The following is an 18,072-nucleotide window of genomic DNA, read 5'->3' on the forward strand; positions in this document are numbered from 1 at the left end:
TCTACCTACTTTCTATAAAATGTTAACGCCAACTGCTTTTTCAACGTTATCTGATATTCTTTGTTTTCCTATATTTAGAGTTCCTTGATTGCTTGGAATTAATATTACAGCAGGAAGTACTTGTCTTGTATATCTTTCGATAGTTTCTTCTATGTTCTTAGCTACGTGCTCTGTAACAAAGATTACTGCATAACCTGTCATTGCAAGCTTATCAATTGTTTTTCTAGCTTCTTCATCTTCAACTACAGGGAATACATCTATTCCAAGCGCTTTGAATGCTAAAACTGAATCTTTATCACCTACAACTCCGATTTTCTTATACATATCCATCACGCAGCCTTTCTCTTATTACTTCCTTAGTAATATTGTTTAATTTACCAACCATGATAGTTCTTATTTGCTTAATTTCATTCTCTTTAACATACATATATGTTAGAACAGGCTCTAAACCTTTAGTTACTATTTTAGCTTCCTTCATTATACTCATTATGTGATTATCAATAAGCTTTTCAAATTCACTAACTGATGAAGTTTCTATGTAACTAGCTATACCTTCTCTTAATACTTGTGAGTATTCCTTACTACTTAAGTTATTAGGAATATTTTCGATTGTATCTAAGTATAAACTTCTAAACTTACTTGCATCTATACTACCACCTGGTACTACAGCATCTAAAAAGAAGTTAACATTTTTATCTTGCTTTTTAGTTCTTAATAATGTTTTAACATTATTTAAGTCTATAAGGTTATTAAGATATCTATCTAAAGCCTTATCTTTTATATTTTTCTTGTTTGCAATTTCATGAATATGAGCATATAAGTATTTATCTGCGATTAAATCTATAACTTGTGGATCCTGAGTTTCCTCAAATTTTTCAAATATTTTTCTTAAGCACTCTTCCATTTTCTTAGGAAGTCTACCAAAATCTTCTCCGTTTATTGCAGATTTTAAATCATTTACTCCTATCATACCAACTGGTATTAGCATTTGGGAAAAATCTTTATCTAAGATTTTCCCCTTAACTAAAACTTTTATGTTATGATAGTCATATTTTAAAGCCATAACGTCTATGATTTCCTTTAAAGGACTAGCCTCATACATAGTTTTATATAATTTAACTAGTTCATTTGATAAAAGTATTTCATAATCCTCTGGTCTTCTTACTTCATTCATAAATGCTGCATACTCTGTTTCTTGTAGAACTTTTAATGCACCTTCTGAAGTGTTTGCATCTATCATTCTTTCTATTTGAGCTTTATCAAGGAGTTTCTTTTCGTATACTCTGATTCTAGGAATTAATTGCAAAAATTGCATTGAATCCATTCTTCATCCTCCTTAATCAAATAATACTTTATTCACCTCAAACTCTAACTCTCCTCTTAAAGAGTTAATTAAAGCTTCAAAGGTATTATTTATTTGTATTCCATTTCTATCTAATATGAAGCCACCATTAAATTTGCCTTCCATATTTAATGTAATACTTCCTTTTTTTCCTTTAGATTCAAGTTCTTTATTTAATGCTTCCAAGAACTCATTGCTAAATATATCTTTATCTTTTTCATTGATTATAATAACTTCTGTTCCCTCTAACTCTAAAGAATCTAAAGTTGAGATAACATAATATTTATAATCTCCATTAGAAAGATTTTGTAATTTTTCTATAGCTTTGTTAAATATTTCTGATATAACATTTTGCTTAGCTCTTAACATATCATTTCTTACTGATAATTTAGCATTTGAAATTATTCTTGCTTTTTTAACTTCTGCTTCTACATTAGCCTTATTTATTATTTCTTCTTTATCTGCTTCTGCTCTATTTATTTTCTTAGATATTATTCTATCTTTTTGTGCTTCAGCGTCAGCTAATATATAGTTTTTCTTTTCTTCAGCATCATTTAGAATCTTGGAAGTTAAATTATTTAAATTTGACATTCCCTTCACTTCTCCAATCTTTGCTTACTAATTATTTTATTACGCTTGCGCCATTTACTAATAAGAATGATATAACGAATCCTAATAATGCATATGTTTCAACCATTGCTGCGAATATGATACCTTTAGTATTGTGCTCTGGTCTCTTTGCTAAGATTTGGATACCAGCTGCAGCTGCTTTACCTTGAGCTATACCTGACCATAATCCAGCGATTGCTATTGGTAAACATGCAAATAATAAGTATAATCCTTTAGCTAATGATGCATCACCATTACTGATTTGGTTAAATACTAAGAAACCTATAACGAATCCATAAAGACCTTGTGTACCTGGTAATAATTCAAGAACTAACGCTTTACCAAACTTTTCTGGCTCTTCAGTTACTAATCCTGCTGCCGCTTCCCCAACTATACCAACACCTTTTGCTGATCCTACACCTGACATACCTACAGCTAAGGCTATACCTAAAGCTCCAAATATTAATCCTCCGTAATTTGCCATAAAATATGAAATCCAGTTTTCCATAATTTAATTCCTCCTGAAAAATATAATGTTATTTTAATTTAATTTTAACTATTATTTATTTATTTCTTTTTTTTATTGTTATAAATTTATTTATTGTTCTAAATGGTGTGAATGCTTTTCCACCACCTTCATAGAATTTTGAGAAGTACTCAACGTACTGTAATCTCGCTGTATGAACATATGCTCCTAGTAATGATAAAAGCATATTAAATGTATGAGCCGCTATAAAGAATAGAGGTCCTATTATTATAATCGCTATTCCTGGGAACATACCTATTATTAAGTTAAGTGCAGCTGCTATTGATCCACCTGCAATACCTAATGCCATAAGTCTTGTATATGATACTAAGTCTCCTACGTATCCTGTTACACCGTATAAGGCATATAAACCTTGACCTATTTTAGCACCTTTTGTTTCTTCATCTCTACCTTGTGTTAATATTATTATTATTGAACCAACTATAGCTAATATCTTACCTATTAAACCTACAGTTCCACCGAAGAATATCATTGGAAGACCTATTAAAAGCATTACCCATGATCCTACGTCAAATAGAGCATATAAATATTCTCCATTTCTTATTAACATATATGCTTTTATAAATAATCCAAAGAATATTTGTATAACCCCAAATCCAACAGATAACATCAATAATAGATTTGTATCTTTACTTGGATTTATAAGTCCAAATGGTAGTTCAAATCCAAATGCAGTACCAAATATTGCTCCAGCTACTGTTGTAGCTATACTTAAATACATAAAGAATTTAGCAAATTTTTCTTGAGATTCATCTAAGTTAAGTAATTTCATAGCTAATAATGAACCTGCAAATAATATTAGTCCGTATCCTAAGTCTGCAACCATCATACCAAAGAATACTAGATAGAAAGGTGTTAAAAGTGGTGTAGGGTCTATTTCATTGTATCTTGGTAAGCTATACATTTCAGTTATCGAATCAAAGGCTGATGCTGGACCCTTGTTATGTAATTTAACTGGAACATCTGCGATTTCTTCATCTTTAACTTCTTCAAACTCAAGATAATACATATCTCCTACTGAACTCTTTATGATTTCCTCTAGAGAAAAGTTTTCATCTTTTGGAACCCACCCTTGAATAACAACTACTCTATCAGTTTTTAAGAAGTTTTCACTTGCTTCTTTTCTAATAAGTATGTTGCTATAATATTCATAAGCTAATTCTAGAGTTCTTTTTTCTTCTCTGTAATTTGAAAGTACTCCTCTTAAGTCTGCTTTTTTAGCTTCTATTTCTTTTATTTGTAATTTAAACTCTTCAACAAGAACTGAAGCTTTCTCTTTATACTTAGTTTGGAATGCTGAAAAACCGAAGTTCTTTAAAACTTCATCTATTTGTTCAGCTCTTTCTTTCATTGTCATTACAAAGACATATGAATCTTGGTCAGTGTTAGAAATAACTTCTATATAACTTTCCTTGAATTCGCTTTCAATTTCATTCTTCATATTTTCAAGATTTTGACTTGAAATAACTCCTAAGAATACAACTACTTTTTCAAAATTATTTAATTCACCTAGTGGAGCATCGAAACTTTGCCATGGCTCTAAGATTTCTATTTCACCTAAAAGTTTTGTCTTTTCGTTTTCTAGAGTAGCAAGCTCTCTCTCCATCTTCTTAACCTCTGAATAAACGACTTCCCAGTTGCTATTTTCAACCTTCGCTTCTAGCTCATCCAAAGTTAAGCTTTCTTTACCAGCTTTTAAAGCTTTAAGTCCTCCAACTTCAGCAACAAACTCTCTTAAGAAGTCTAAAGCTGATCTTGTTTTTGAAACATTTTCTTCTATAAGGGCTGTTTCAGAATCTAAATCATCCTTGCTAAGAGATTCAAAAACTTCGTTGCTTTCCACTTTTTCTTCATCTTGTAGGTTTATGAATTCAACCTCTGAAGAACTTTGAACTTTTTTAAGAAGCTTCTCTTTCTCTGATTCAAAGGCAAGTAAGGTGAATTTATTCATCTTAACTATTGCCATTAGTTTTCACAATCCTCTCAATAACTAAATTTACTGCTGAATCAATCTTAGAACCAGTAAGATTTGACACATCAGCACATTGTTTTTTACCTTCTGAAAGTATGACCTCGGCCTCTTTTCTTCCGGCATTTTCTGCATTGCCAATAATTTCTCTTGCAACATTTCTAGCCTCTTCTATGATGGAGTTATGTCTTTCGTCAGCTTGGATTGTTGCATCTGAAATTATTTTCTTGCTTTGCTCATGAGCTTTTTTAATCATTTCATCAGCTTGCATTTCAACTTTTTTAATTTCTTTTATTGCTTCTATTGCCAAAGTTTCACCACCTTTATATAAGGAATTTTTATAAAATATATATTAATACTTTATATAGTATTAATTAACCCTTACTACTAATTATACATGAAATTCAACTTAATTCAACATAATTTTACTCCTGTATACATTTTCATAGGTTTTTATTCAAAAATCTACATTATATTTTTTTGAATAAAAAATTAACTTTATTTACATTTGTAAAAAAGTCGTATTAATATATTTAGGGATTTATTAATACGACTAATATATTTATTGATTTTCTACTTCTATGTATGAATCATAATCAAAATTCATTTCATCAAATATAAGATATCTTGGTTCAGATTTAATTTCCCCATTTTTTAAGTAATTAATTATATCTAATTCAAATTTTTCTATATGAGCTTTTTTAAATGGCATTTGTCTATCAAAACTATCCTTTATTTTTTGCTCATCTTCCTTAGTAATTGTTCTAACAAGGAAATCTGGTAACCATCTCTTTTTATTAAAGCACAAATAATCGAATTTTAAAACTTCCTTTAAAAGACTCTCATCCTTCCCTTTTAGCTTCTCAATGTAAAAATCTAATAATATCTTATAATATTCAACATTTCCTATACTTCTCTTGAAATTACCCTTCTCTTCAAAGAACATAGCTAAATCATAATAAAAATCAAAAGGCTTCTCATATATATCTAAGAAGAATTTAATTACATTATTAAATTTGCATGAGTTATAATATTTATCAACCATAGCTTCAACTTTCTTTAATAATAGAAGTTCATCATAACTTATATCACTACTTCTTATTATTTCATATGGCGCATATGGTGAATAAACTATTCCCCACTTTTCTGCTTCCTCTCTCATTGATGAACCTTTTAACAACTTTAGGAAGCCTAATTGAATTTCATCTGGTCTTATGGCATGAACATCATTAAAAGACTTTTTAAATGATTCTAAGTCTTCTCCTGGTAGCCCTGCAATTAAGTCTAGATGTTGCATTACATTTTTTCCTTCAGCAACTTTTAAAACTTTCTCCTTTATGTTTTCATATGTGATATATCTATTTATATTATGTAAAACTTCATTATTAGTAGTTTGTACTCCTACCTCTAATTGGAATCTTCCCTTTGGAGAATTATTTAAAATTTCTATTTGCTCATCTGTTAAAAGGTCCGCTGCAACTTCAAAATGGAATCTTGTTTCTGTATCTTGCTCACTTAAGTATTTAAGAAGTTCAACTGTATATTTTTTATTACAGTTAAAAGTTCTATCAACAAACTTAACTAACTTTATTCCTCTTTCCATAAAGTATTTAAGTTCTTCTTTTACTCTCTCTACATCTAAAAATCTAACTCCATGCATTACAGAAGAAAGACAATATTTACATTTAAATGGGCATCCTCTTGAAGCTTCATAATAAACAATTTTATTATTTATATCCTCTTCATAAGTATAAGGAAATACTAATTCATTCATATCCATTTCAGGCCTAATTGGATTTTCAAAAACTTTTCCATCCTTCTTATAGTTTAATCCTCTTATATCTTCTATTTTTCCTTCTCCAAGCTTATAAAGGACAAACTCTCTAAAAGTCTTTTCTCCCTCTCCAACTATTACATATTCTCCTGGATGGTTTTCTAAAAACTCTTTTCCCTCATAAGAAACTTCTGGTCCACCATAAAGTATTTCTATTTTAGGATCTACAAGCTTTATAAGTTCGGCTAGTCTGTTTACGAACTCCATATTCCATATGTAACAGGAGAAAGCCACAACATCTGGTTTCTCCTCAATAATACCTTCTAAAATATTCTCAACTCTATCATTGATTGAAAACTCTTTTATATCACCTTGGAAATCTAAATCCTTTGTAAATGTCTTCAGATACCTCACTGCTAGATTGCTGTGAATGTACTTGGAATTTATTGCTGTTAGCAGTATCTTCATTCTTTATACTTCCTCTCTTTATTCCTTTAATAAATATTATTTTATCACAAACTTTAGTTTCCTGTATTTCAAAATATTTTTCAAGTACTTTTTTTGAACTATCCACTGTAAACTCATTTGAAATACTATTGTCTATAAATTCAATTTCCTTCTCTTTTTCCTTTGGCATTAAAACTTTAATCTTATCATTTACTGTTTCCCTTCTCTGTTTTTCTCTATCCCATATATAAATATTCCCTCCAAACCTTACATTACTCCATATATTTTTTATAACATTTTCAATTTCATTTTTATCTAATTGGCTTAGTGAAAAAAATAAAACACCGTTATCATATTGATTCCTATACTCATCATCAAAATTCTCAATATAATAATCTACACTTATCTCATTCTCTGTTTGCTTTAAAATATTATAAATGATTCCATAATTATTTATACCAACATCTAAGGTGTTACCTTTAAAATTTATGTTACCCATATCCAATATAACTTCTCTTACCATAAAATCACTCCCATTTTATTCCATTTCAATTTCTATTATACATTTAAAGAGTAATTCTTTCTATCTTTAATTAGAAAAAATTACTCTTATTATCTCTTAATAAATTTATATAATCCTAAAAGTTTAATTCTTATTTTTCTTTATAGACATAGTAAATTTGACAATAAGTACAATAATTAATATTAAATTTATACTTAATATTAATAAGTAATTATAAATAGGTATATTATTACCATCTATATTTTTTTGTAATTTAAAAAGTACACCTTTATTTCCATCTAATATATAGAGATTATCCTGAATTATCTTCATATCATTTATATAGGCATTTTCTTCTAAGCTTATGATATCTTTAACTTCTCCCGCCTTAAGAAACCTTGAAAGAGTATTTTTTTCGTGATTAAAAAACAAAAAGGCATTTTCTTCTAATATTATTCCCTCTCTATCTATTAACAAGGCATTAATCTCTCCAACATTTTCAGTTTGATATATAGGTTTTGGCATTATATAACTTCTATGTTCATCTGTTATAAAATTAATTATAGGTTTTCCTTCTTCTCTAAACCTTGGAGAGTTAACAGGATCTCCTCCACTATAATCTGGCCATCCATACCAAGTACCTTTTCCTTCTATTTTATATATATAGTCATTATCACCATTTAAAGGTCTATATCCTTTTTCCTCAATTCCTCCAACTATTGCAAAAATTTCTCCTGAACTGTTTAAATCAATTCCCTTAACATTTCTTATTCCATAAGAATATAGCTTTTTCTCATTATTCTTTATATCAACCTCTATAATTGCTCCATTTCCTACTATGTTTCCTTTTACTACTTCTCCCTTTTGTGTTTTAGTATTGTATGGCACAAAAGCTCCTTTTTTATTTTCATCATAATTTCTTCCATTTAAAATAGTATCTACTGGAGGTATATCATAGGCTTCTCCCTCCTCAGCTACAATTCCTGAATTTGTAGCTGATCCTATACTCAAATAAAGTTTTCCTTCCTTTATCAAAATCATGGTGTTTTCTTTATTTAGCCCCTTATTAGGAATTTCTTCAATTAAAATTTCTTTACTTAAGTTATTTAAGTCATAAGATATTAACTTTTCATCTAAGGTGTAATATAACTTTCCATCATAATACTCTAAATCATATATATTGCTTTCTTCCTTTGTCTCTAAAAATACATTATTGTTTTTATCTATTTTAAAAATATTATTCTTTACTGCTACATAAATTTCCTCTTCATCATTACATAAAGCTTTTGCACCATCTAGCCCCTTTAAAATTAATTCTTCACTAAAATCTTCACTCTCTAAATATTTTCCATCCTTATTAGTAAAAAAACATATTCCACTTGATAATAGTGCACTAATTAAAATTAACCCTATAATCTTTATAATATTCTTCATCTTTCCTCCTAATCAGCCTCAATAATAAATTTTCACTATTAAGAAAATCAAAAGCAATTAATCACAATTACCTCCTATATAATGAATATTTAACATAAGTTGTGAATATTCATTATTATTGAACTTTTAAATAAGGCGGTGATTCATTGGGTAAAGATGATTTTTATAAAAATTCTTTTATGCTGACAGCTTCAAATTTAACAACAGGTTTATTAGGCTTTATATTCTCAATGTACTTATCAAAAGTCCTAGGCCCCGAAGGAATGGGTCTATATGGAATTATAATGCCGATTTATAATCTATTTATATCCATCATGACTGCTGGTATAATTGCATCAATTTCCAAAATAACAGCTGTATATTCAGCCAAAGACGATTATAATAACATAATTCGTACTATGAAAGTCGTAGCTATTTTTAACTTTATTTGGTGTTTTATAATAGGTATATTTGTTTTTTTCATATCACCTATAATAGGTAACTTTTGGGCTAAAGATCCTAGAATAATAAAAGCTATAATGGTAACTTGTCCAGCTATGATTTTTATATCTCTTTCAAACATATTAAAGGGATTCTTTTACGGAACATCTAAAATTACAGTTCCATCTTTTATAGATATTTTAGAAAAATCTCTTCGTATACTTGTATTAGCAGTACTAATTTTTATCTTTAAGGCTCAAACTTTAGAAACTTTAGTTACCTTAGCTTATTTAGCCCTATGTTTGGGAGAACTCCAAAGTTTAATACTTTTATTTGGTTATTTTAAATATATGATAGGAAAAACACCTAAAAGAAATACTAAGGGAGAAAGCCGTGCTCAATTATTATTTGATGTTTTAGTAACATCAGTTCCTCTATGTTTAAACGGTTTTTTAATGAGCATATTTAGCGTTATATCAACACTTTTAGTTCCTAAAAGACTTATTGTTGCTGGTTTTACTTATTCTCAGGCATTATCACTTATAGGAAAATACTCCTCTATGGCTATGTCCATAGTAACCTTTCCTATAATAATAGTTTCTTCTATAAATACAATGTTAATACCAGATTTATCACAGACTTTAAGTAAAAGGAATTATATTTCTGCGGCCAAAAGAATTAGAGATGTAATTAAAATAGCATTTTTAATTGGTATTTGTACTGCTGTTGTAGGTTTATGTGTTCCAGATTCATTAGGAAAAGTATTCTTTGGAAGAGATGATTTAGGAGAATATATAAGAGTAACTTCATTAATGATGCCAATAGTATTTACTTCTAACACTATGTATGGAATATTAAATGGTTTAGGAAAACAAAATGTAATTTTAAGAAATACTATAATAACAGAATTATTAGAAGTTACTTTATTATTCTTTTTAACAGCTATACCATCTATAAATATATATGGTTATGCAATAACTATGCTTTTTGTTTCATCATTATCTCTATGCCTAAACCTTTATGAAATATATAAAAACATAGATATAGGTTTATCCATATCTAATTGTTTTATATATATATTAGTTGGAATTTTAACTTATATATGCTTAAGTCCACTTTCACTAAAACTTTCTTTCGTTGACTTTAGAGTTCAAGTTTTAGTTATTACCTTAATCGCAGTCTCTGTATTCATACTTTTAATTATTAAAGATAAATTTTCATCAAATTTAAAAAGAATTTCTATAAAAAGTAGATAAGGCTATACTATTTAGTATAGCCTTCCTTTCTTGACAAAATTTCAAATTCTTTAGTTTCACCAAGAACTCGCATTATTTTTATTCCTTTTTCTTCATTTAAATTAAAATGCTTAACTCCCATTTTCTTTATAAATTCATTATTCTCTGAATTTTCTATTATTACTAAAGGATTTAGGTTCTTTACTAATTTCTTTATTTCCTTTTTCTTTTCTTCTCCATCATTTAAATTTAAAATTTCTACTCTACAATCTTCTATTTTACTTAACTCTAAAGCTTTATCATAAGATTCCTTAGACAAAACTGCTATTTTAATATTATCTACAGTAGCAAAAATCATACCTTCATTAGAATTATCTACTCTTTTTGCATTTAGAGAAATACTTTCTTTATTATAATTAAATCCCTCTTCCATAGATGTTATTTCTATATTCTTGCTTTTCATAAGACTTTTAGTTTCTTCATTTAATCCTCCCAAAGTAGGAATAAGTATCTTTTTTATATTACTATTATTTATTGCCTCTTCAATAAACTCATTGCTTTCCTCTTTAAAAGAGTTTAAAACCAATAAATCAATTTCGCCTAAATTTTCTTTATTGACTCCTTCTAAGATACTCTCTATATTATTTCCCTCACTTATAACAACAGTTTCACAAGGACTTTTTAAAACTATTATTTCCTCTTCATAACCTAAAAACTCTATGGTATTTGGATTTTCTTTTGCGAATACATTAGTATTGCTACTAAATAGCAAAATCATAAGAAACATAAGGAGTATCATTTTTATTTTTTTCCTATTTTTCATAAAATTCACCACCTATACCAATAAAATCTCCAAAAAATATTTTTTTATACTTAATATTTAAACATAAACTTTTCTTTTAAATACAGATTGTTTTTTTCAATTCTTAAAATATTAAATATACTACAAAACTCAACATTCACCTAAAAAAGCCTAAAAAAATAACTATATCAAGAAAATTCTTGATATAGCTATTTAAACTATTTTAATCTAGTTCCAAATTCATCTTGTTCTATTAAGCCTTTTTTCATTAATCCACCTAAGGCCATTTTGAAATAGTTTTTAGAAGTTTTAAAAGTATTTCTTATTTCATCTGGAGTACTCTTATCATTTAAGCTCATAACTCCGCCATGTTCCTTTAAATACTCTAATATAGTATCTCCTAATTCGTTTCTCTCCTTAAGTTTATGATTTCTTAAAGATAACCCAACTATTCCATCTTCGTAAACCTTTATTATTTTACCTTTTATAGTATCTCCTGGTTTAATATTTGTGAAGTATTCGTTTTTAAGCACTACTCCTCTATATTTGTTATCTATTGCAACTCTTAAAGAATCATTAGTTTGATATCCATATACTACTCCTGAAACTTCTGTTCCCAGTTTAGGTTCCTCTATTTCGTCTAAATATTTATCAATATCTGTTGTTGCTGCTAATCTTCCTGTTTTATCAACATATATATATACTAGATATTTTTTTCCTTCTTCCATGTTATATTTTTTTTCTTTCATTGGAACAAGTATATCTCTTTCTAAACCAAAATCAACAAAAGCACCTATTTTAGTAATAGATTTAACTTCTAATAAAGCAACATCTCCAACAACAGCTAGAGGCTTTTTTAATGTAGCTATTAATCTATCTCTAGAATCTCTATAAATAAAAGCTTCAACTTCATCCCCAACTTTTATTTCTTGTCCTGCTAAATTTCCGCTTGGAATTAATATGTCATCAGAAGTATTTCTAGTTCCTCTATCTAAGTAGTATCCAAACTCTGCTTCTCTTACTACTTTCATTTTATTAAATTGTCCTACGTTTATTATCATAAGCTCCTCCTTTATTTATTATAAAGATTTTTCATCTCTATATATTCTCTTCTTGAATTTTTTATACTTTCGATTTCACAATCTGTAAGCTCTCTAATAACCTTGCCTGGAACTCCCATAACTAAGACTCCCTCTGGTATCTCTTTGTTTTGACTAACTAAAGTTCCAGCGGCAATCATAGTATTTTTCCCTATTTTTGCTCCATTTAATATTATTGCCCCCATGCCTATTAAGCATTCATCTTCTATCTTACACCCATGTATTATAGCACCATGTCCTATGGTAACACCATCACCAACTTCAATGTTATGCTCTTTATCAACATGAAATACTGCATTATCTTGTACACTAGTTTCATTTCCTATTTTAATTGAATTTTCATCGCCTCTTAATACAGCCCCAAACCAAATCCCACAATCTTCACCTATAGTAACATCACCTATGATGTCACTACTATGTGCTACAAAGGTTTTCTCTCCTATTTTAGGCTTATTTCCTTTAACTTCAATTAACATATAATCACCTCTTAGTTATTCTTATAATTTTATCATATAAAAATAGATTATGTCCACTTATGCTTTTATATAATTAAAATTCCCTCTTAATCTTATATATATCAATATTAAAAGCATGACATTTAATCTGAATAACAATAATATTATATATTATATTAATATAATTAAGAGGTATTAATGGATAAAAAAAACATATCCTTTGATAAACTTAGATTTTATTATGGAATTCCTCATTCTCACACATCATTATCAACTGGAAAAAGCACTCCACCCCAGGTCCTGGAACACGCTCGCTCTCGTGGATTGGATTTTTTGATAATAACTGATCATAATAAATATCTAAGTGAAAATATAACAGAAAAAAATAAAGAAATTTCAAAATGGACATATTTAAATAAATGCATAAATAAATTTAACAAAAAACATTCTGACTTTTTAGCTTTATCTGGATTCGAAGCAAAGTCAACCTCCTTAGGTCATTTAAATATAATATGCCCAAATACTTTTTTCACTGGGATAGTTTCAGATATCAACTATTTGTTGCTTTGGTTAATTAACGACCATACAGCTTTGCTTAGTATTAATCACCCTAAAAACTCTATTGCAAAAAAAATTGAATTTACTCCTCTTTTAGATAAGCTTTTATGCTCTATAGAAGTTGGGAATGGAATACCCCCTAAAAATTATACACGATATGATTCTCAATTTTTTTCACTACTTGATAAGGGATTCAAAATTGGAGCTATAAACTCTCAAGACAATCATAAATTAAATCATGGAGATAGTGAAAACTTAACTTGCGTAGTTTCTCACAAATTAGATAAGAACACCTTACTTTCAGCATTTAAAAATAGACATATATTCTCAACAGAATCTAAAACTTTAAAAATGCTATTCTCTTTAAATTCAACTTTTATGGGCGGAACTGTTGCCATAGATAAATCTTCCAAAATTAATCTCTATTTACAAGTTGAAGATGATTTAAACAGCATATCAAAAATTCAGTTTTTGACTAACAAAGGAAAAATTATTAAAGAAATTAATGATATAAACTTGCATAATATTAAATATATCTTTGAAAAAAATGTTTCTTTAGACGAAACTTGGTTTGTAGCTAAAGTATTTTTAAATGATGATAAAGAAGCTATGTCTTCTCCAATATTCGTTACTTACGAATAAAAAAAACAAACTCCATATATATGGAGTTTATTTTTTTGAATCTTTATTATGTTTAATTCTATTTGGTTTCGCCTTTGGTTTAATAACAACTTTTTTCTCTTTTTTAAGTTTTGGATATCCATTTCTAAGAATATCTAAGAACCATAAGAATAATATTGTTGCTATGGCCGAAATTATTAGCATAATCCATTGATTCATAGGAATGAACATAGGAATAAGGAAGATTATTATAGCTGCAGCTAATATGATCCATTTATTAACTTTAACCTTATTAAATACATATCTACTTAATAATGAAAATCCTCCAAAAATTACTACTGCTAAAAGTATTATTTGTAAAATAAATACAAGTATTCCCATAGTTTTGCCTCCTTGCATAATACTCCTTATATAATATATTAGTCTAAAAAAAAAACATTTTCAAGTTTTTATTTTTTAAATTTGTTCTTATAAAATTAACATTTGTAATATCATTTTTATTAATGTGTTAAATTAATAAAAAAAACTTTATTATTTTTAAAATAATATATAGTATTTTTATAAAAGTTTTGTTAGAATAGAATTATCATTTTATTCAAATTTTAAAGAGGTGATATTATGTCTCTAATAAATACATCAACTCATTTAGATGAATTAGATTTACAAATTTTAGATATCCTAATAAAAGATTGTAGAACTCCTTATTTGGAAATAGCAAGAATATGCCATGTTTCAGGTGGTACAATTCATGTTAGAATGAAGAAGATGGAAGACTTAGGAATAATTAAAGGTACTAGAATTCTTTTAAACTTACCTAAATTAGGTTATGATGTAACATGTTTTGTTGGAATACATGTTAACTCAACATCATCATATACTCATGTTTTTGATGAACTTTCAAAAATTAAAGAGGTTGTAGAGCTTCATTTGATAACTGGTGACTACGCTATTTTTGCTAAAGTTATATGCAAAAATATATCAGACCTTCAAGATATTCTAATGAACAAAATAAATCATATTGAAGGAATAAGTGGAACCGATACATTTATATCTCTATCTCAACCAATAGATAGAAATATAACTCTATAAAAAAAGAAATAGCACAAGCTATTTCTTTTTTTATTTGAATAAAATATATTTTTCTACTAATAATATTAATATATTCTTAGTAAAGGATGTGTTAAAAATGAAAACATTAAATATTATTGCTCTTACTTTAGTAATAATAGGAGCATTAAATTGGGGTCTTATAGGCATCATGGATTTTAATTTAGTAGATTTAATATTTGGAATAGGCTCCATTTGGAGTAGAACTATTTATGTATTAGTAGGTCTAGCTGGCCTATACTGTTTATCATTCTACGGCTATCTTAATAGCACAAAAGAACAATAATAAATTTATATCCCTATTAGGCTTCCTAATAGGGATATCTTTTTCTACATTTTTTCAATTATATCAAAAAGCTCTATAGCAGCCTTTTTAGGTCCCTCTTTTTCAAAACCGGAAACACCTAAACAAGTCTTTATTTGTCCAACCTTAACCTTATTGTTAAACATATCTTCAAAATATCTATCTATTATTAAATCCATTTCCTCTTTTTTCTGAACTGGTCCAAATGGATTTGCAAAATATGACTCTACTAATCCATTTTCTGTAGTAGTTCCTTTTGCCATTCTAGCACCAGCTTTGAAAACTTTTTTTGCTTCTTCTGGATTTTTAAAATATTGAATTGATTTTTCTCCATCCTTTAAACCATCATAATTATTTGCATAAAGGAAAAGATCAACATCATATCCTTTTACTATTTCATCATAATTACAAACTGGCATAACAAGTCTTGCATTTATTTTATCTGGATTCATAAATATACTTCTATCAATTTCTTTAAAAGCATATCCTTGATCTAAGTCATCAAGTCTTACAAAGGCACCAATTTCTGTTCCATACCCTTTAATTACGCCATTAACATTTTTAAATACACCCATATCATCAAATATTATAGTCATATCGCTTATATATTCTTCACTTAATGTTCTAAAGGCTTCTAGACTCTCAGATTTACCTGCTCCACTATCACCCATTATTACAACATTAGCTTCTTTTCCATTTTTAAGAACAACATTAACCATTGCTCCATGAATAGGCATGTATCCTCTTTTTATCATTATTATATTGTGTAGAGTTAAAATCATTTTCTTCATATATCCAAAATAATCTATCTCTTCACTATAATTAGCATATCCTAACATTATATTATTCTTTTCATCATCATAGAAGCAAGTTTTTACATCCTCTTCATCATCCTTTGCTCCAAATACATATACTATATCTGGTTTAATCCCTCTACATTCCTCTGCCGTAGCTAAATCAAATAAATTACATAGGCTTATTCCATGAGACATAAAATCTCTATGGAAATATACATAAGCTAATAATTCTCCTACTTTAGCTGGATAACAGAACCATTCTTCATTATTTATATGAGCACCTCTTAATGGATTTTCATCTATTTCTGAAAAAATACCATCTCTAGTATTCTTATTAGGATAAGTTATAAATGGTGCCTCTAAAGATATTGAATCTATAAACGGAATGTTTTCTAATATAGCGTATTCTCTTGGACTTGGCCAAATTACATTATTCACCATAATCCCTGCATTTCCACCTGCAGAAACTTGTCTAAGTATATTAGGCATATTTCCTAATAAATTCTTTTGAATCCTTCTATAAAATCTTAATACAAGATCATTAAAGCTTCTATTTGCATCTACAAATCCTACTGCAGCAATTCCATCTTTTACTTTATTATTTTGAATAACAGTATATCTTTCTAATTTCCTCCAGAAAGAATAAACATCATCTATAACACTTGCAAAAGACTTTCTATCCTCAAGTAACCCTTCAAAAGCCTCATTGACAACTAATACCTCATGAGCCCCCATCATGGATAATAGTTTTAATGTGCTTATTAAGTACCTTGATATTACCTTTATGTCTTCAGTACCTATAGTTTCACTTAAGAACCTAAAGTTATGACTTTTCTTATTTTTAGCCTTTTTTAAATAAGCTTCCAGAACTCTTCTAAACCCTTCACTATTTATTATTGACTCAAAACTATCGCAATATTTAGCAGTGAAGTTCATTGTTACTTTTCCATGCTTTAAGCAAAATTCTTTTTTCATATTAAGCCCCCTTTTTAATTAATACAAGTTTAAAATGTATTATCTCCAACTCAATTATAACACCAAAGTTGTATCTTTTCAAAATATTCCATTATTTTTTTCTATTGTAATTATAAACTAACTAAATTGAGTTTATTAATTGAATTATAGGTTAATAATGTATTATATTATTACTTATTTTTTAAAGGAGTTTTTATAATTGAAAATTACAACTAAGAAATTCAGCTTTTTTCTAATTATTTTACTTTTAATATCAATACTTTATTACTCACCCTCATATTCAATTCCCAATTATGACTTTATAATTCATTACATAGATGTAGGACAAGGAGATTCTGCTTTAGTTCAAACAAATAATAAAAATCTTTTAATAGATGCAGGTACACCAGATTCTTCTGAATCTCTTATAAACTATTTAAAAAATCTTGGAATAAAAAATATCGATTTCGTCGTAGCAACACATCCCCATGCTGACCACATTGGAGGCATGCAATCTATTCTTAAGGAATTTAATGTGAGTTACTTTTCTGCACCTAAAGTCACAGAAAATACTGATATATTTAAAAATATGATTAAAACTCTAAAAGAAAAGAATATTTCCATAAACATATTATCTGATTCTCACCCAATAGATTTAGGTGAAAATACTAAAGTAGAAATATACTCTCCTTCAAATAATGAATATGATAATATAAATAACTACTCATCTCTCCTTAGAATATCTTATGGTGAAACTTCATTTTTGTTTACTGGAGATGCAGAAGCTGAGATTGAAATGGAAGTTCTAAAACTAAATAAAGATTTAAAATCAGATGTGTTAAAGGTAGGACATCATGGCAGTATAACTTCAACAACAGATTCATTTCTAAAAGAAGTTTCTCCAAATATAGCAATTATCTCTTCAGGCCTAGATAACTCCTATGGCCATCCCTCTTCTCAAGTTCTAAAAAAACTTTCAGATAATAAAAGTAAAATTTTTAGAACCGATGAAGATGGAACTATTATTCTAACCTCTGATGGAAACTCTATAAAAAGGCATAAAAACTAAAGGCACCAAACTTGGTGCCTTTAGTT

The 18,072-nt window shown here is 28.0% G+C and carries 19 protein-coding genes; 5 read left to right on the forward strand and 14 right to left on the reverse strand.

Features of this window, described 5'->3' with window-relative positions:
• Window positions 1–12: 12 nt before the first annotated feature.
• From AC2A4K_RS11565 to AC2A4K_RS11605, 9 genes are all read right to left on the reverse strand, one after another.
• The gene (locus AC2A4K_RS11565; RefSeq protein WP_003449642.1) at window positions 13–330 is read right to left on the reverse strand and encodes a V-type ATP synthase subunit F; all 318 of its coding nucleotides are present in this window, start codon (window positions 328–330) and stop codon (window positions 13–15) included.
• Entirely contained in the window at window positions 317–1,324 is a 1,008-nt protein-coding gene (locus AC2A4K_RS11570; RefSeq protein ID WP_322502645.1) for a V-type ATP synthase subunit C, read from the reverse strand. The genes AC2A4K_RS11565 and AC2A4K_RS11570 overlap by 14 nt, the downstream gene beginning before the upstream one ends.
• Window positions 1,325–1,336: 12 nt before the next feature.
• Window positions 1,337–1,933 (reverse strand): V-type ATP synthase subunit E, encoded by a 597-nt coding sequence (locus AC2A4K_RS11575; protein ID WP_322502646.1) that lies wholly within the window; start codon window positions 1,931–1,933, stop codon window positions 1,337–1,339.
• A gap of 31 nt (window positions 1,934–1,964) precedes the next feature.
• Complete coding sequence (locus AC2A4K_RS11580; RefSeq protein ID WP_322502647.1) at window positions 1,965–2,459, reverse strand: V-type ATP synthase subunit K; 495 nt, start codon at window positions 2,457–2,459, stop codon at window positions 1,965–1,967.
• A gap of 55 nt (window positions 2,460–2,514) precedes the next feature.
• Window positions 2,515–4,464, reverse strand: a complete 1,950-nt coding sequence (locus AC2A4K_RS11585; protein ID WP_322502648.1) for a V-type ATP synthase subunit I — start codon at window positions 4,462–4,464, stop codon at window positions 2,515–2,517.
• A complete protein-coding gene (gene ahaH, locus AC2A4K_RS11590) occupies window positions 4,451–4,777 on the reverse strand; it encodes an ATP synthase archaeal subunit H (protein WP_322502649.1) in 327 nt (108 codons plus the stop codon). Before ahaH ends, AC2A4K_RS11585 begins: the two co-directional genes overlap by 14 nt.
• A 252-nt stretch (window positions 4,778–5,029) precedes the next feature.
• Entirely contained in the window at window positions 5,030–6,709 is a 1,680-nt protein-coding gene (locus AC2A4K_RS11595) for a B12-binding domain-containing radical SAM protein (RefSeq protein ID WP_322502650.1), read from the reverse strand.
• Window positions 6,609–7,211, reverse strand: coding sequence for a hypothetical protein (locus tag AC2A4K_RS11600; RefSeq protein ID WP_322502651.1), 603 nt, complete (start codon window positions 7,209–7,211; stop codon window positions 6,609–6,611). The genes AC2A4K_RS11595 and AC2A4K_RS11600 overlap by 101 nt, the downstream gene beginning before the upstream one ends.
• Before the next feature lie 123 nt (window positions 7,212–7,334).
• Entirely contained in the window at window positions 7,335–8,624 is a 1,290-nt protein-coding gene (locus tag AC2A4K_RS11605; protein ID WP_322502652.1) for a PQQ-dependent sugar dehydrogenase family protein, read from the reverse strand.
• A 146-nt stretch (window positions 8,625–8,770) separates the two neighbouring features.
• Here AC2A4K_RS11605 and spoVB point away from each other — a divergent pair, with 146 nt between their 5' ends.
• Window positions 8,771–10,300, forward strand: coding sequence for a stage V sporulation protein B (gene spoVB / locus AC2A4K_RS11610; protein WP_322502653.1), 1,530 nt, complete (start codon window positions 8,771–8,773; stop codon window positions 10,298–10,300).
• 7 nt (window positions 10,301–10,307) lie between these two features.
• Here spoVB and AC2A4K_RS11615 read toward each other — a convergent pair whose 3' ends face one another.
• The 3 genes from AC2A4K_RS11615 to AC2A4K_RS11625 all read right to left on the reverse strand — a co-directional run bounded on the left by AC2A4K_RS11615 (window position 10,308) and on the right by AC2A4K_RS11625 (window position 12,657).
• On the reverse strand, window positions 10,308–11,102 hold the full coding sequence (locus AC2A4K_RS11615) for a hypothetical protein (protein WP_322502654.1): 795 nt from the start codon (window positions 11,100–11,102) through the stop codon (window positions 10,308–10,310).
• A gap of 197 nt (window positions 11,103–11,299) precedes the next feature.
• On the reverse strand, window positions 11,300–12,142 hold the full coding sequence (locus AC2A4K_RS11620) for a CvfB family protein (protein ID WP_322502655.1): 843 nt from the start codon (window positions 12,140–12,142) through the stop codon (window positions 11,300–11,302).
• Window positions 12,143–12,153: 11 nt separating this feature from the next.
• Window positions 12,154–12,657, reverse strand: a complete 504-nt coding sequence (locus tag AC2A4K_RS11625) for a gamma carbonic anhydrase family protein (RefSeq protein ID WP_322502656.1) — start codon at window positions 12,655–12,657, stop codon at window positions 12,154–12,156.
• Window positions 12,658–12,834: 177 nt separating this feature from the next.
• On the opposite strand from AC2A4K_RS11625, the gene AC2A4K_RS11630 reads away from it, so the two are divergent.
• Window positions 12,835–13,836, forward strand: coding sequence for a CehA/McbA family metallohydrolase (locus AC2A4K_RS11630; protein WP_322502657.1), 1,002 nt, complete (start codon window positions 12,835–12,837; stop codon window positions 13,834–13,836).
• A 27-nt stretch (window positions 13,837–13,863) separates the two neighbouring features.
• On the opposite strand, the gene AC2A4K_RS11635 is transcribed toward AC2A4K_RS11630, so the two are convergent.
• A complete protein-coding gene (locus AC2A4K_RS11635) occupies window positions 13,864–14,196 on the reverse strand; it encodes a hypothetical protein (protein ID WP_322502658.1) in 333 nt (110 codons plus the stop codon).
• A 237-nt stretch (window positions 14,197–14,433) separates the two neighbouring features.
• On the opposite strand from AC2A4K_RS11635, the gene AC2A4K_RS11640 reads away from it, so the two are divergent.
• Window positions 14,434–14,904: an Lrp/AsnC ligand binding domain-containing protein gene (locus tag AC2A4K_RS11640; RefSeq protein WP_322502659.1), complete on the forward strand. Its 471-nt coding sequence runs from the start codon at window positions 14,434–14,436 to the stop codon at window positions 14,902–14,904.
• A gap of 97 nt (window positions 14,905–15,001) precedes the next feature.
• The gene (locus AC2A4K_RS11645) at window positions 15,002–15,208 is read left to right on the forward strand and encodes a DUF378 domain-containing protein (RefSeq protein ID WP_322502660.1); all 207 of its coding nucleotides are present in this window, start codon (window positions 15,002–15,004) and stop codon (window positions 15,206–15,208) included.
• Between the two features lie 44 nt (window positions 15,209–15,252).
• Here AC2A4K_RS11645 and AC2A4K_RS11650 read toward each other — a convergent pair whose 3' ends face one another.
• Window positions 15,253–16,998, reverse strand: a complete 1,746-nt coding sequence (locus AC2A4K_RS11650) for a phosphoenolpyruvate carboxykinase (ATP) (RefSeq protein ID WP_322502661.1) — start codon at window positions 16,996–16,998, stop codon at window positions 15,253–15,255.
• A 199-nt stretch (window positions 16,999–17,197) separates the two neighbouring features.
• On the opposite strand from AC2A4K_RS11650, the gene AC2A4K_RS11655 reads away from it, so the two are divergent.
• The gene (locus tag AC2A4K_RS11655; protein WP_322502662.1) at window positions 17,198–18,046 is read left to right on the forward strand and encodes a ComEC/Rec2 family competence protein; all 849 of its coding nucleotides are present in this window, start codon (window positions 17,198–17,200) and stop codon (window positions 18,044–18,046) included.
• The last annotated feature ends 26 nt before the right edge of the window (window positions 18,047–18,072 follow it).

It is taken from the genome of Clostridium sp. LIBA-8841, from assembly GCF_057782475.1.

What these genes read in the sequence shown, in the direction of transcription:
- AC2A4K_RS11570 (WP_322502645.1), bottom strand. Translation starts at nt 1,324, where the DNA reads ATGGATTCAATGCAATTTTTGCAATTAATTCCTAGAATCAGAGTATAC.
- AC2A4K_RS11605 (WP_322502652.1), bottom strand. Translation starts at nt 8,624, where the DNA reads ATGAAGAATATTATAAAGATTATAGGGTTAATTTTAATTAGTGCACTA.
- AC2A4K_RS11650 (WP_322502661.1), bottom strand. Translation starts at nt 16,998, where the DNA reads ATGAAAAAAGAATTTTGCTTAAAGCATGGAAAAGTAACAATGAACTTC.
- AC2A4K_RS11585 (WP_322502648.1), bottom strand. Translation starts at nt 4,464, where the DNA reads ATGGCAATAGTTAAGATGAATAAATTCACCTTACTTGCCTTTGAATCA.
- AC2A4K_RS11645 (WP_322502660.1), top strand. Translation starts at nt 15,002, where the DNA reads ATGAAAACATTAAATATTATTGCTCTTACTTTAGTAATAATAGGAGCA.
- AC2A4K_RS11625 (WP_322502656.1), bottom strand. Translation starts at nt 12,657, where the DNA reads ATGTTAATTGAAGTTAAAGGAAATAAGCCTAAAATAGGAGAGAAAACC.
- AC2A4K_RS11615 (WP_322502654.1), bottom strand. Translation starts at nt 11,102, where the DNA reads ATGAAAAATAGGAAAAAAATAAAAATGATACTCCTTATGTTTCTTATG.
- AC2A4K_RS11575 (WP_322502646.1), bottom strand. Translation starts at nt 1,933, where the DNA reads ATGTCAAATTTAAATAATTTAACTTCCAAGATTCTAAATGATGCTGAA.
- AC2A4K_RS11620 (WP_322502655.1), bottom strand. Translation starts at nt 12,142, where the DNA reads ATGATAATAAACGTAGGACAATTTAATAAAATGAAAGTAGTAAGAGAA.
- AC2A4K_RS11630 (WP_322502657.1), top strand. Translation starts at nt 12,835, where the DNA reads ATGGATAAAAAAAACATATCCTTTGATAAACTTAGATTTTATTATGGA.
- AC2A4K_RS11565 (WP_003449642.1), bottom strand. Translation starts at nt 330, where the DNA reads ATGGATATGTATAAGAAAATCGGAGTTGTAGGTGATAAAGATTCAGTT.
- AC2A4K_RS11635 (WP_322502658.1), bottom strand. Translation starts at nt 14,196, where the DNA reads ATGGGAATACTTGTATTTATTTTACAAATAATACTTTTAGCAGTAGTA.
- AC2A4K_RS11580 (WP_322502647.1), bottom strand. Translation starts at nt 2,459, where the DNA reads ATGGAAAACTGGATTTCATATTTTATGGCAAATTACGGAGGATTAATA.
- AC2A4K_RS11640 (WP_322502659.1), top strand. Translation starts at nt 14,434, where the DNA reads ATGTCTCTAATAAATACATCAACTCATTTAGATGAATTAGATTTACAA.
- AC2A4K_RS11595 (WP_322502650.1), bottom strand. Translation starts at nt 6,709, where the DNA reads ATGAAGATACTGCTAACAGCAATAAATTCCAAGTACATTCACAGCAAT.
- AC2A4K_RS11600 (WP_322502651.1), bottom strand. Translation starts at nt 7,211, where the DNA reads ATGGTAAGAGAAGTTATATTGGATATGGGTAACATAAATTTTAAAGGT.